At 60.6% G+C, this 14022-nt stretch carries 13 protein-coding genes; 9 read left to right on the top strand and 4 right to left on the bottom strand.

Features of this window, described 5'->3' with window-relative positions; genetic code table 11:
• The 4 genes from gloA to ACQ4W0_RS01760 form a co-directional block, all read right to left on the bottom strand.
• Complete coding sequence (gloA, locus tag ACQ4W0_RS01775; RefSeq protein ID WP_010401713.1) at window positions 1-408, bottom strand: lactoylglutathione lyase; 408 nt, start codon at window positions 406-408, stop codon at window positions 1-3.
• 112 nt (window positions 409-520) lie between these two features.
• On the bottom strand, window positions 521-943 hold the full coding sequence (locus tag ACQ4W0_RS01770) for an OsmC family protein (RefSeq protein ID WP_436575211.1): 423 nt from the start codon (window positions 941-943) through the stop codon (window positions 521-523).
• A gap of 118 nt (window positions 944-1061) precedes the next feature.
• Window positions 1062-2372, bottom strand: coding sequence for a PQQ-dependent sugar dehydrogenase (locus tag ACQ4W0_RS01765; protein ID WP_436575210.1), 1311 nt, complete (start codon window positions 2370-2372; stop codon window positions 1062-1064).
• Between the two features lie 51 nt (window positions 2373-2423).
• Window positions 2424-2690 (bottom strand): hypothetical protein, encoded by a 267-nt coding sequence (locus tag ACQ4W0_RS01760; protein ID WP_436575209.1) that lies wholly within the window; start codon window positions 2688-2690, stop codon window positions 2424-2426.
• A gap of 261 nt (window positions 2691-2951) precedes the next feature.
• Here ACQ4W0_RS01760 and ACQ4W0_RS01755 point away from each other — a divergent pair, with 261 nt between their 5' ends.
• The 9 genes from ACQ4W0_RS01755 (at window position 2952) to ACQ4W0_RS01715 (ending at window position 14021) form a co-directional block, all read left to right on the top strand.
• On the top strand, window positions 2952-3923 hold the full coding sequence (locus tag ACQ4W0_RS01755; protein WP_243857921.1) for an NAD kinase: 972 nt from the start codon (window positions 2952-2954) through the stop codon (window positions 3921-3923).
• A gap of 48 nt (window positions 3924-3971) precedes the next feature.
• Window positions 3972-5639, top strand: a complete 1668-nt coding sequence (recN, locus tag ACQ4W0_RS01750) for a DNA repair protein RecN (protein WP_436575208.1) — start codon at window positions 3972-3974, stop codon at window positions 5637-5639.
• Window positions 5640-5778: 139 nt separating this feature from the next.
• The gene (gene hemH, locus ACQ4W0_RS01745; protein WP_436575207.1) at window positions 5779-6888 is read left to right on the top strand and encodes a ferrochelatase; all 1110 of its coding nucleotides are present in this window, start codon (window positions 5779-5781) and stop codon (window positions 6886-6888) included.
• A 344-nt stretch (window positions 6889-7232) separates the two neighbouring features.
• Window positions 7233-7754, top strand: coding sequence for a nucleotide exchange factor GrpE (gene grpE, locus ACQ4W0_RS01740; protein WP_436575206.1), 522 nt, complete (start codon window positions 7233-7235; stop codon window positions 7752-7754).
• 91 nt (window positions 7755-7845) lie between these two features.
• Window positions 7846-9789 (top strand): molecular chaperone DnaK, encoded by a 1944-nt coding sequence (gene dnaK, locus ACQ4W0_RS01735; RefSeq protein ID WP_436531063.1) that lies wholly within the window; start codon window positions 7846-7848, stop codon window positions 9787-9789.
• Between the two features lie 160 nt (window positions 9790-9949).
• Window positions 9950-11083 (top strand): molecular chaperone DnaJ, encoded by a 1134-nt coding sequence (gene dnaJ / locus ACQ4W0_RS01730; RefSeq protein WP_219115251.1) that lies wholly within the window; start codon window positions 9950-9952, stop codon window positions 11081-11083.
• Between the two features lie 134 nt (window positions 11084-11217).
• The gene (can, locus tag ACQ4W0_RS01725) at window positions 11218-11889 is read left to right on the top strand and encodes a carbonate dehydratase (protein ID WP_436575205.1); all 672 of its coding nucleotides are present in this window, start codon (window positions 11218-11220) and stop codon (window positions 11887-11889) included.
• Between the two features lie 189 nt (window positions 11890-12078).
• Window positions 12079-12963, top strand: a complete 885-nt coding sequence (locus tag ACQ4W0_RS01720) for a TauD/TfdA dioxygenase family protein (protein WP_436575204.1) — start codon at window positions 12079-12081, stop codon at window positions 12961-12963.
• 32 nt (window positions 12964-12995) lie between these two features.
• A complete protein-coding gene (locus tag ACQ4W0_RS01715) occupies window positions 12996-14021 on the top strand; it encodes an ABC transporter substrate-binding protein (protein ID WP_436575203.1) in 1026 nt (341 codons plus the stop codon).
• Window position 14022: the final 1 nt, after the last annotated feature.

Here is a 14022-nt window from a genome sequence, read left to right as displayed (position 1 = left end):
TTACAAGCCGCCGCCCTGGCCGTCGAACTTGCGTTCGATCAATTCGATCTTGTAGCCATCGGGATCGGTGATGAAGGCGATGACCGTGTTACCGCCCTTGACGGGACCCGGTTCGCGCGTGACGTTGCCGCCATTCGCCCGTGCCGCGTCGCAGGCGGCGACGATATCGTCGGCCGAGATGGCGATGTGGCCATACGCCGTGCCCAGCTCGTAACTGGTGGTGCCATAGTTATACGTCAGTTCCAGTTCCGCATGGTCGGGATTCGATCCATAGCCGACGAAGGCCAGCGTGTACTGGTATTCCGGATTGTCGCTGGTGCGCAGCAACTTCATGCCCAGGACCTTGGTGTAAAAATCGATGGAGCGCTGCAGGTCGCCGACCCGTAACATGGTGTGCAAAATACGCATCGTAAATCCTTGATAATGATAGGGGAATGGCAGGATTTTATGCGTTTTACGGCTTTCTTGCCGAGACCGCCCCGGCCGCCCGCTGGCATAGGGGCGGCGGAAGCTGGCGTGCTTACTCCAGATGGGCGTCCAGCGTGATTTCCGTGGCCAGCAACTTCGACACTGGGCAGCCCAACTTGGCGCGCAGGGCCGCATCCTGGAACGCTTCGTTAGTGGCGCCAGGAATGGTCGCCACCAGGGTCAGGTGTACGGCCGTGATGGCATAGCTGCCATCGATTTTTTCCAGGCTGACATCGGCCGTGGTTTTCAGGGCCGTGGCGCGCAGGCCCGCCTCGCCCAGCTGGCCGGACAGGGCCATGGTGAAGCAGGCGGCATGGGCAGCGCCGATCAGTTCTTCCGGATTGCTGCCGGGACTGTCTTCGAAGCGCGTGTTGAAGCCATATGCCACATTGTCGAGCGCGCCGCTTTGGGTCGAAATAAACCCTTTGCCATCTTTAAGGCCGCCACTCCAGACGGCTGATCCTGTTTTTTTCATGATGTACTCCTTGCGTGGTTCGAGCGTTCATCATGCGCGTCCCACCCTTGCGCTTCCGTTCGTTGCGTCACACTGGAGGCGCATGCAGGGGCGCATGCGCGGCGCGGCGCCTATACGCTCACGGCGCCGGCGTCACGCGCCAGACAACATTGCCCACGTCGTCCGCCACCAGCAGCGCGCCCGCCTTGTCGACGGCCACGCCGACGGGGCGCCCTTGGGCCTTGCCGTTCTCGTCCAGGAAGCCGCTGACGACATCCTCTGGCGGACCGCTGGGCACGCCATTGGCGAAGGGCACATGGATGACTTTATAGCCGCTGAAGGGCTTGCGGTTCCACGAGCCGTGCTGGCCGATGAAGGCGCCGCCCCGGTAGCGGGCGGGCAGCAAGGTGCCGTCATAAAACGCCAGTCCCAGCGAGGCCGTGTGCGCGCCCAGCGCGTAGTCGGGCGCGATGGCGGTGGCTACCAGTTCGGGGCGCGGCGGCTTGACCCGGGCATCGACGTGCTGGCCGAAATAACTGTAAGGCCAGCCATAAAAGGCGCCTTCCTTGACCGAAGTCATGTAGTCCGGCACCAGGTCGTTGCCCAGTTCGTCGCGTTCATTGACGGCCGTCCACAGGGCGCCCGTTGTGGGTTGCCAAGCCATGCCGTTCGGATTGCGCAAGCCCGTGGCGTACACGCGTGCCTTGCCTGTGGCCCGCGTGACTTGCCAGATGGCGGCCCGGCCGTCTTCGGCCGCCATGCCGTTTTCGCCTACATTGCTGTTCGAGCCGACGGAAACATAGAGAAACTTGCCGTCGGCGCTGGCGACGACGTTTTTGGTCCAGTGGTGATTGATGGGTCCGCCCGGCAACTCCATCACCTTCACACCGGGCGCCGTGATGGCCGTTTGTCCGGTGACGTAAGGAAAGCGCATCAGGGCGTCGGCATTGGCAATGTACAACTCGTTGCCGATCAGGGCCATGCCGAATGGCGAATGCAAGCCTTGCAGGAACACGCTGCGCGTTTGCGCCACGCCATTCGCATCGATGCCGCGCAGCAGGGTAATCCGGTTGGCGCTGGGTGTGGCGGCACCCGCCTTTTTCATTTGCATCTGCATGATGGCGCCCTTGATGCCCTTGCTGTCGTCCGGTTTCGGCGGGGCATTCGTTTCCGCCACCAGCACGTCGCCATTCGGCAGCACGTACAGCCAGCGCGGATGGTCGAGGTCGCGCGCATACGCCTGGATGGCCAGGCCGGGCGCGACCACGGGGCGCTGCGCGGCCGTCCAGCGCTGCACGGGGGCAACATTAACGGTGGGAATGAATTGCTTGTTCGGTGCGGGCAGGGCGGGTTGCGGGCCAAAGCCCACGGGCATGGCGGGCGCCTGAGCGTGGGCGATGTGTACGCTGCAGGCAGCGGCCAGCAGGAATGAACAGACGTAGCGGTGCATGGCGTACTCCATAACATTGGCAGTGCGAGCAGCGGTGTGTGACAGTTGGAGTCAGCGCGCCTTCTTTGGTTCCAGCTGCGCGTCGGGGCGGGCTTGCTGCGGCGCGGCGGGCTTGACCTTTTCCACGCCGGGCTGGGCGTGGCGGTCCGTATCGACCAGGCCGCGTTCCAGGTCGCTGGCCGCCTGTTGCATGATTTTGCGCGGGCGCACGTCTTGCGCATCGGGCGATTCATCGCGCTCGTGCGGCAGTCGGTCGACACCGTCATTCCTGACCTTTTCATCGGTATTGATCTTGCGTTCGCTTGGCGGGGTATGCATAGGGCCTCCTGACAGTAAAGATGAATGAGCTCAGTGTCCTGCCGCGCCAGGCCGCCTGCAAGCGGATTTGTCCATGCTGGGAGCGCTGGCGCACGCATGGGCGATTCTTTTTCTGCGCTACACTGCGTGCAACACCAAGAACGCCCCTTGCAGGCACACGGCAGCCGCACTATACTGTGCATATATACAGTATCATGCGATGGCGGTGTGCGACGCGACAGCCTGGGGCGGCTTGCCACTGAATTCACTTCCGAGACTCTTATGCCCGTCGATACACACGCCGAACAGCGCGCCGAACAGCCAGCCGCGACCTTGCCAGCCCCGGGCGAGCGCTTCAACCTGGGCGCCAAGACCATCGCCCTGGTCGTGCGCCAGAATACGGATGGCATTGCCGAGCCCGTTAAAAGCATCGTCGATTTCCTGCAGGTGCTGGGCCACACGGTGGTCTTTGAGGCGGAGACGGCCGCGCACCTGAACCTGGCGTTTCCCGGCGTGCGCGCCATGTCGCCGGCCGAGATCGGCGCTGCCGCCGATTGCGCCATCGTCATGGGCGGCGACGGCACCATGCTGGGCATTGCGCGCCAGCTGGCGCCATTTGACGTCCCCTTGATCGGTATCAATCAGGGGCGCTTGGGTTTCATGACGGATATTCCGCTCGAGCGCATGCTGCCCGTGCTGGCGCAAATTCTCGGTGGCCGCTTCAAGGCAGAACGCCGCACCTTGCTCGAAGGCAGTGTGCTGCGCGACGGTGAGTCGATTCACGTGGGCATGGCCGTCAACGATGTCGTCGTCTCGCGCGGCGGCGGCGCCGGCATGGCCGAATTGCGCGTCGAAGTTGATGGCCACTTCATGTACAACCAGCGTTCGGATGGCTTGATCATCGCCACGCCCACGGGCTCGACCGCGTATGCGCTGTCGGCCGGCGGCCCCTTGCTGCACCCGACCCTGGGCGGCATCGTGCTCGTGCCGATCGCCCCGCATGCGCTGTCGAACCGTCCCATCGTCCTGCCCGACTCTAGCCAGATCGTGGTGGAAATCGTGCGCGGGCGTGATATCAGCGTCAATTTCGACATGCAGACCTTTGCCAGCCTGGTCCAGCAAGACCGCATCCTCATCCGCCGTTCGCCGCACACGATTACCTTCCTGCATCCGGAAGGGTGGAGTTACTACAACACCCTGCGTGAAAAATTGCACTGGAATGAGTACCCGTCGGGCGAGGGCAAGCTCAGCTAATCAGTTTCTCCACGTCAACCCGCGGTGCGCCGCCTAACCACAGAAGCCATGCTCCATACACTGTCCATTCGCGATTTTGTCATTGTCGATACCATTGAACTGGAATTTTCCGCCGGCTTCAGCGTGCTGACGGGTGAGACGGGCGCCGGCAAGTCCATCCTCATCGATGCGCTGACCCTGGCGCTGGGCGGACGCGGCGACGCCAGCGTGGTGCGCGAAGGCGCGGCCAAGGCCGACATCACGGCCGACTTCTCCGTCAGCGAGGTGGCGCAGGCCTGGCTGGTGGCACATGAATTCGCCAACGACGATGGCGGCGCCCTGCTGCGCCGCGTGATCGACAATGCGGGCCGCTCGAAGGCGTATATCAACGGCATCCCCGCCACGGCCGCGCAGTTGCGCGAACTGGGCGACATGCTGGTCGATATCCACGGCCAGCACGCGCACCAGTCGCTGCTGAAAAGCGAGGCGCAGCGTGCCCTGCTCGACGGCCAGGCGACGGCGCGCGAAGCGGGCGTGGAGCAGGATGCGCGGCAGGTGGCGGCGCTGCACAAGCGCTGGCGCGCCCTCGTGCGCCAGCGCGAAGAATTCGAAACGAATGCCGCCAACGTGCTGTACGAGCGCGAACGCCTGGAATGGCAAGTGGGCGAACTGGAAAAACTGGCGGCCAAGCCCGGCGAGTGGACGGAGATCACGAACGAGCACAGCCGCCTGTCGCACGCGGCCAGCCTGCTGGAAGGGGCGCAGGAAGCGCTGTCCCTCATTTCCGAGTCGGAAGACCATCCCATCGTGTCGCAACTGTCGGCCCTGAACCAGAAGCTGGGCAAGCTGGTGTCCGTCGATGCGGAATTGCAGCCGATCGTCGACCTGATCGAATCGTCGCGCATCCAGCTGCAAGAATCCGTGTACGCGCTGAACAACTACCTGGACCGCGTGGAACTGGACCCGGAACGCCTGCACCAGCTCGACGCGCGCATGGAAGCCATGCACAGCACGGCCCGCAAATTCCGCGTCACGCCCGAAGAATTGCCCGAGGAACACGCCAAGCTGTCGGAAAAGCTGCAGCACCTGGCGGACGCTTCCGACATCGAAGGCTTGTTGCGCCAGGAAGCGAAGATCGAGGCCGAATACCGCAGCGTTGCCGAGCGCTTGTCCGATACGCGCCGTGCCGCCGCCCTGGAGCTGGGGCACGCCGTCACGCGCGCCATGCAGGAACTGAGCATGACGGGCGGCAGCTTCGAAATCGCCTTGCACCCGTGCGCTCCGGCCGCCCACGGCTTGGAGCAAGTGGAATTCCTCGTCGCCGGCCATGCGGGCACGGCGCCCCGCTCGCTGGCCAAGGTGGCGTCCGGCGGCGAACTGGCGCGCATCGCGCTGGCCATCTCCGTCATCACTTCGCACGCCACCACCACGCCGACCCTGATCTTCGACGAGGTCGACAGCGGCATCGGCGGCGCCGTGGCCGAAGTGGTGGGGCGCCTGCTGAAACGCCTGGGGCAAGGCCGGCAAGTACTGTGCGTGACCCATTTGCCGCAAGTGGCCAGCCAGGCGAACCAGCATTTTCAGGTGGCAAAAAGCACCCTGGACAATGGCAAGACGGCTTCGCGCATCGACATGCTCGATGCCAAGGCCCGTGTGGAAGAAGTGGCGCGCATGCTGGGTGGCCTGGAAATCACGGCCACCACACGCAAGCACGCGCGCGAATTGCTGGCGATTTGACCGCAGGCTTAAATCCGGGGTCAGACCCCCGGACGCGTTAGCGCTGAGCTTGACGTTAAGCGCATTGAGGGTCTGACCCCCAGCAATTAATGCAACTATAATAACTGGCTAATCCATTCAACGCCTTCGAAGAGCTTTCATGTCATTTCAAACAGAACCGCCATACACGCATGGCAGCATCGACCGCAGCGCCGTGGTGCTGGTCAACCTGGGTACGCCCGATGCGCCCACCTCGTCGGCCGTGCGGCGTTATTTGAAGCAATTTTTGTCGGACCCGCGCGTGGTGGAGATTCCCCGCGTCGTCTGGTGGTGCATCCTGAACCTGATCATTTTGCCATTTCGCTCTGGCCAGTCGGCCAAAAAATACGCGTCGATCTGGACGCGCGAGGGCTCGCCCCTGAAAGTGCATACGCAAAAGCAGGCGAAATTGCTGGCCGGCGCCCTGGCCGAGCGTGGCCACGACCGCGTCACGGTGGCCATGGCCATGCGCTACGGTTCGCCCTCCCTGCCCGAGGTGCTGGCCAAGCTGAAAAGCGAAGGCTGTGAGCGCATCGCCATCCTGCCTGCCTATCCGCAATACTCGGGCACGACGACGGGCTCCATCTACGACGCCGTGTTCGCCCATTACGCCACGGTGCGCAATGTGCCGGAATTGCGTTTTATCAAGCAGTATCACGAACACGACACGTATATCGACGCCTTGCGCGATTCCGTGTTGAATCATTGGGAAGCGAACGGACGTCCGGAAAAACTGGTGATGAGTTTTCATGGTGTGCCCAAGCGTACCTTGCTGCTGGGCGATCCCTACCACTGCCAATGCCTGAAAACGGCACGATTGCTGGCGGAAAAGTTGAAGTTAAGTAAAGAGCAATACGTGGTGACCTTCCAGTCGCGCTTTGGCAAGGCCGAATGGCTGCAGCCGTACACGGCACCCACGCTGGTGGCGCTGGCGCAACAGGGCGTCAAGCGCGTCGACCTGCTGTGCCCGGGCTTTACCAGCGATTGCCTGGAAACGCTGGAAGAGATCGCCATGGAAGCCAAGCATGATTTCGAAACGGCCGGTGGCCAGCAGTTTCATTACATCGCTTGCTTGAATGAAACGCCAGCCTGGATCGCGGGCATGGCGGAAATTGCCGAACAGCACATGATTGGCTGGCCGACGATGAAGACGGCGCCGCAGCGCGAGGCCGACAAGAAAGCGGGCGCGCGGGCGCGCGCGGCGGCGCTGGCGCTGGGTGCTGCGAATTAAGGGGCATTAATTTTTACGCAATAAAAAGCCGCGCTTGCGCGGCTTTGTCATGTCTGGCGTGGCCAAAGCACTATCCAGATAGCAACGCTGCCAGTGGCAATGGCTGCGGCGGGGCTGGTAGAATGCCCGCTTTGCCGTGGGAAGCCTGCAAAATCAAGGGGGCGCGCACGGATCGCTGCCCGAAATGGGAAGTGCTTTGTAATAAGCTGTAACATGGATCGATGTAATCCTGGTTTTGCCGCACATACCCCTTGAAACAATAGGATATAGCCCCATCTGCCCGTTAGTGTTGTAAAGATAATTAGACTAACTCATTTAAGTCATTGATTGTAGGAGCTTTCTAGATGCAAGATCAGGAAAACCAAGCTGTACCTAATCCGCAAGCGGACGCCGCAGCTCCCGCAGAACCTACTTTGGAAGAGCAGCTGGCGAGTACCGAAGCGCGTCTTGCAGAGATGCACGATGCCTTCATGCGCGCCAAGGCCGATGGCGAAAATATTCGCCGCCGTGCGCAGGAAGATGTTGCTAAAGCGCATAAATTCGCAGTGGAAAGCTTTGCCGAAGCCATGGTGCCGGTGAAAGACAGCCTGGAAACGGCGCTGACGGTGGAAGCACCGACCATCGAATCGCTGAAAGAAGGCGTCGAGTTGACCCTGAAGCAATTGAACGCCGCGTTCGAGCGCAACCGCCTGGTGGAAGTGTTGCCGGTGCAGGGTGAGAAGCTCGATCCGATGAAACACCAGGCCGTTGCCGTGGTGCCAGCGGAGCAGGAAGCCAATACCATCGTGTCAGTCTTGCAAAAGGGTTATATGATTGCGGACCGTCTGCTGCGTCCAGCCATTGTAACGACCGCGCAAGCAAAATAATCAGAGGGCGGCATCAAGCAAGCCTTGAAACCATGCCGCTTTGCCACATATAAGAACCATCTGAAATCTAGCAAATAAAAGGGAAAAAATCATGGGTAGAATTATCGGTATCGATCTGGGAACCACGAATTCCTGCGTTTCCATCATGGAAAACGGTCAACCAAAGGTAATCGAAAACGCTGAAGGCGCACGCACGACGCCGTCGATTATTGCTTATCAAGAAGATGGCGAAATTCTCGTCGGCGCGCCAGCGAAACGCCAGGCCGTGACCAATCCGAAAAACACGCTGTACGCAGTCAAGCGTTTGATCGGTCGCAAGTTCGACGAAAAAGAAGTACAAAAAGACATCGCGCTGATGCCGTACCAAATCATGAAAGCCGACAACGGCGATGCATGGATCGGCGTACGCGACAAAAAACTGGCGCCGCCACAAATTTCCGCTGAAGTGCTGCGCAAGATGAAGAAAACGGCAGAAGACTACCTCGGTGAAGAAGTCACCGAAGCCGTCATCACCGTGCCTGCGTACTTCAACGACTCGCAGCGTCAAGCCACCAAGGATGCCGGCCGTATCGCTGGTCTGGACGTCAAGCGCATCATCAACGAGCCAACCGCGGCAGCGCTGGCGTTCGGCCTGGACAAGACCGAAAAAGGCGACCGTAAAATCGCCGTGTATGACTTGGGTGGCGGTACGTTCGACGTGTCCATCATCGAAATCGCAGATGTTGATGGCGAGAAACAATTTGAAGTGCTGTCGACCAACGGCGACACCTTCCTGGGCGGCGAAGACTTCGACCAACGCATCATCGATTACATCATCGACGAGTTCAAGAAGATCAACGGCATCGATCTGAAAAAAGATCCGATCGCTCTGCAGCGCATCAAGGCTTCGGCCGAGCGCGCGAAGATCGAACTGTCGTCGTCGCAGCAGACCGAGATCAATGAGCCGTACATCGCCATGGCCAATGGCGCGCCGGTCCACCTGAATCTGAAGATGACCCGCGCCAAGCTGGAATCGCTGGTGGAAGAATTGATCATCGCGACGATGGAACCTTGCCGCATCGCTATCAAGGATGCTGGTGTAAAAGTGTCCGACATCGACGACATCATCCTGGTCGGCGGCATGACCCGTATGCCGAAGGTACAGGAAAAAGTGAAGGAATTCTTTGGCAAAGATCCACGCAAAGACGTGAATCCGGACGAAGCCGTGGCAGTGGGCGCAGCGATTCAAGGTTCGGTCCTGTCGGGCGAACGCAAAGACTTGCTGTTGCTGGACGTCACCCCTCTGTCCCTGGGTATCGAAACCCTAGGCGGCGTGATGACCAAGATGATCCACAAAAACACGACGATTCCGACCAAGTTCAGCCAGGTGTTCTCGACGGCCGACGACAATCAGCCTGCGGTGACCATCAAGGTCTTCCAGGGTGAGCGCGAAATCGCCGCCGGCAACAAAGGCCTGGGTGAATTTAATCTGGAAGGCATTCCGCCATCGTCGCGCGGCACGCCGCAGATCGAAGTGACCTTCGACATCGACGCCAACGGTATCTTGCACGTCGGCGCGAAAGACAAGGCCACCGGCAAGGAAAACAAGATCACGATCAAGGCCAACTCCGGCTTGACCGAGGCTGAAATCCAGAAGATGGTGAAAGACGCCGAGTTGAACGCGGAAGAAGACAAGAAGGTCAAAGAATTGGCCGAGTCGCGCAACCAGGCCGATGCTCTGGTACACTCGACCCGGAAATCCTTGACCGAATACGGCGACAAGCTGGATGCGGGCGAGAAAGAGAAGATCGAAGCGGCGATCACCGACCTGGAAGCAAGCATCAAGGCGGGTGACAAGGCTGAGATCGACGCCAAGGTGGCTGCACTGTCGAGCGCATCGCAGAAACTGGGCGAAAAAATGTATGCCGACATGCAAGCGCAGCAAGCTGCCGGCGGCGCGGAAGGTGCACAGCAAGCTGCTGGCGCATCGGACGCAGGCGCCAAGCAAGACGACGTTGTTGACGCTGACTTCAAAGAAGTCAAAGACAGCAAGTAATGTCTTGCGCTCCCATGAGCTGGGGGCAGCCGGGCTGAACGCTACATCGCGGGATTAGCCGCGAAGACCGGCCGAGCCGAGTCGTTGCCCAGTGCAGCACTCGACTCGGCTTTTTCGTGTAATTTTTACATCAGTAGATAGACTGCAAGGTGCCGACAACATGGCAAAGCGTGATTTTTACGAGACACTCGGTGTCGCAAAAAATGCTTCGGAAGAAGAGATCAAAAAGTCTTACCGTAAACTGGCGATGAAATACCATCCGGACCGCAATCCGGATAGCAAGGAATCGGAAGAAAAGTTTAAGGAAGTCAAAGAAGCCTACGAGATGCTGACCAATCCGGAAAAGCGCGACGCGTATGACCGCTATGGTCACGCCGGCGTGGACCCGAACATGGGCGGCGGTGGCGGCTTCGGTGGCGGTGCTGGCGGCTTTGCCGACAGCTTCGGCGATATCTTCGGCGACATCTTTGGCGGTGGCGGTGGACGCAGCCGCAATGCGGGTCCACAGGTCTACCGTGGCGCCGACTTGCGCTATAACCTGGAAATTACACTGGAGCAAGCTGCGCACGGCTTCGACACGACTATCCGCGTGCCAAGCTGGGACAAGTGCGACACTTGCCACGGCAGCGGCGCCAAGCCGGGCACCTCGCCGACCACCTGCGGTACCTGCGGTGGTCATGGCCAGGTGCGCATGCAGCAAGGTTTTTTCAGCATCCAGCAAACCTGCCCGAAATGCCATGGCAGCGGCAAGGTCATCACCGACCCCTGCACGCCATGCGGCGGCGCCGGTCGCATCAAGCGCAACAAGACCCTGGAAGTCAAAATTCCAGTCGGTATCGACAATGGCATGCGTATCCGTTCGTCCGGCAACGGCGAACCGGGCACGAATGGCGGTCCGGCGGGCGACCTGTATGTGGAAATCCACATCAAGCCGCACGCTGTGTTCCAGCGCGAAGGCGACGACCTGCATTGCGAAATGCCGATCTCGTTCACCAAGGCGGCTCTGGGCGGCGAAATCGAAGTGCCGACCCTGAACGGCAAAGTGTCGTTCACGATCCCGGAAGGCACCCAGTCGGGCAAGACCTTCCGCCTGAAAGGCAAGGGCATCAAGGGCGTGCGTTCCGGTTACGCGGGCGACCTGTTCTGCCACGTGGCCATCGAAACACCGGTGAAGCTGACGGAAAAACAGAAAGACCTGCTGCGCGACTTTGAAAAGTCGACCACCGAGGGCGGTGCCAAGCACAGTCCGCAAAGCAAGACCTGGAAAGACAAGGTCAAGGATTTTTTTGAGTAAGCACACGTAATACCATGCGCCGGGATGCTTAAACATCCCGGCGTTTTTTTCACCACGACTGAGAAATCTGCGCACATCGCCGGCCTATGGGCGCGATCTGCCGCCCTCAGTCGTATTTACACAATGGGAGCGATATGACCGAAGCGAAAAATGGCCTGGCCCTGGCGGAACTGCTGCAGCGTAACCGCCGCTGGGCCGACTCGATGGTGGCGAAAGACCCGAACTTCTTCAAGAACCTGGAAGCGCAAACGTCGCCCGAATACCTGTGGATCGGCTGTTCCGACAGCCGCGTGCCCGCCAACGAACTGCTGGGCATGGCGCCTGGCGACGTGTTTGTCCACCGTAACATCGCCAATGTGGTCGTGCATTCCGACCTCAATTGCCTGTCCGTCCTGCAATTTGCCGTGGACGTGCTGAAAGTCAAACATGTCATCATCGTCGGCCATTACGGCTGCAAGGGCGTGCATGCGGCCATGACGGGCACGCGCATCGGCCTGGTCGACAACTGGCTGCGCCACGTGCAGGACGTGGGCCAGAAGCACGAACGCTACCTGGGCGACGTGCTGACCAGCCGCCAGCGCGGCGACCGCCTGTGCGAACTGAACGTGGTCGAACAGGTCCTGAACGTGTGCCAGACCACCATCGTGCAAGATGCGTGGGAACGGGGCCAGGAACTCAGCGTCCATGGCTGGGTCTATGGCTTGAAGGACGGTTTGCTGAACGACCTGGAAGTGACGGTCACGGCGGGCCACGAGTTGGCGCCGCGCATGGCGGCCCGCCTGGCCCGCTACGAAGCAACGGCGTAATCGGCGCAGCCAGGTTTTTGCCTGGGAGATATCTTAGCAAGGGCCAGCGCGCTGTTGCTGTGCCATTGCGTGACAGCGCCTGTTGCCGCGTGGCGCAACGCGCCGCGCATATCCATATAGTAAATGCTTCGTTTGCAAGCAGGGCCGGCCGGCATACAGTGGACTTCCCCTGATTCTTGGCAAATTTCCATGTCGGCTGTCCTGAAACCCGTGCAATCCACCAGCCATTTCCGTATCGAGACGTTCGATGCGCCGCTCGGCGCGCAAGTGCTGGGGCTGGACCTGGCGCAGCCGCTGTCGCTGGGCGATTTCCAGCGCCTGCACCACGCCCATCTCGACCATCACGTGCTGGTGTTTCGCGAGCAGCGCATCACGCCGCAGCAGCAGGTGGATTTCAGCCGCCGTTTCGGTCCCCTGCAAATCCACGTGCTGCGCCAGTTCCAGCTGCCGACGCAGCCGGAAGTGCTGATCATCTCGAACATCGTCGAGGATGGCCAGCCCATCGGCCTGGGCGACGCGGGCCATTTCTGGCATTCGGACCTGTCGTACAAGGAAGTGCCCAGCCTCGGCTCCATGCTGCATGCACAAGAGTTGCCGGACGAGGGCGGCGATACCGTATTTGCCAACATGCACCTGGCCTGGGAAAGCTTGCCGGCCGCGCTGCGCCACGCCGTGCGCGGCGCCCATGCCGAGCACAGCTACCTGAGTCAGTATGACGAGTTGCGCCGCCGCAACCCCTGGCGCCCCGCACTGACGCAGGCGCAGATCGATGAAGTCAAACCGGTCGCCCATCCCGTCGTGCGCGTGCACCCGGAAACGGGACGGCGCGCCCTGTTTGTCAGCGAACATTTCACCACGCGCATCGTCGGCTTGCCCGAGGATGAAAGCCGCGCCCTGCTCGACGAACTGTTTGCCCACAGCGTGCGCCCCGAGCACCTGTATGTGCACCGCTGGCAGCCGCACGACCTGGTGTTCTGGGATAACCGTTCCCTGATGCACCTGGCGACGGGTTGCCCGCCCGAGCAGCGCCGCAAGCTGTATCGCACCACCATCGAAGGCGATGCGCCGTACTGACTTTGTCTGTTGATCTGACCCAAGGAGTGTCCATGTTGCCGATCTTTACCTTTGCCCGCCGCCGCCTTTTCGCCACCATCGCCATGCTGTGTTTGACATGCATGGCGGCAAGCATGGCCCGGGCCGAAGGCCAGATCCGCATCGCGGGCCAGCACGGCATCACCTTCTTGCTGCTCAACATTGCTCAAGAACAAAAGCTGATCGAAAAGCATGGCAAGCAGCAGGGCGTCGACGTGAAGGTCGACTGGATCACCCTGTCTGGCGGACCCGCCATCAATGACGCTTTGTTGTCGGGCAATATCGATATCGCGGGGGCTGGGCTGGGGCCGCTGCTGACGATATGGGACCGTACGAAAGGCCGGCAGAATGTGCGCGGCGTGGCGTCCTTGGGCAATTTCCCCTACTACTTGATCAGCAACAACCCGAAGGTGAAAACCCTGGCGGACTTGACGGACAAGGACCGCATCGCCTTGCCTGCCGTGTCCGTCTCCGTGCAGGCGCGCATCTTGCAGATGGCCGTGGCAAAGCAGTGGGGCGACAAGGAATTTGCCCGCCTCGATAAAATCACGCAAACCCTGCCGCACCCGGATGCGGCGGCCGCCATCATCGCCGGCGGCACGGAACTGAGCGGCCACTTCGGCAATTCGCCGTTCCAGGAGCAGGAACTGGCGCAGAACCCGAACGCCCATATCATCTTGAACTCCTACGACGTGCAAGGCGGGCCCAGCTCGTCAACCCTGTTGTATGCGACGGAAAAATACCGCAAGGATAATCCCAAGACTTACCGCGCCTTCATCGCCGCGCTGGCGGAAGCGGCTCAGTATGCGAGCAGCAATCCACAGGGTGCGGCCGACATCTATATCAAGGTGAATAAAAGCAAGGTGGATCGCAATCTGCTGCTGAAAATCTTTGCCAATCCGCAAGTGCAATTCAAGATCGCGCCGCAAAATACCTATGGACTGGCGCAATTCCTGCATCGCGTGAATGCCATCCGCAACCTGCCCGATAGCTGGCGCGACTATTTCTTTGACGACCCTGCCATCACGCAAGGAGGCTGAC

The sequence above is a fragment of the Janthinobacterium breve genome (genome assembly GCF_051380895.1).
In the GTDB taxonomy this organism is placed as follows: Bacteria; Pseudomonadota; Gammaproteobacteria; order Burkholderiales; family Burkholderiaceae_D; genus Janthinobacterium.
The sequence above is the reverse complement of the archived record's forward strand: the minus strand, read 5'-3'. Positions and strand labels throughout refer to the sequence as shown.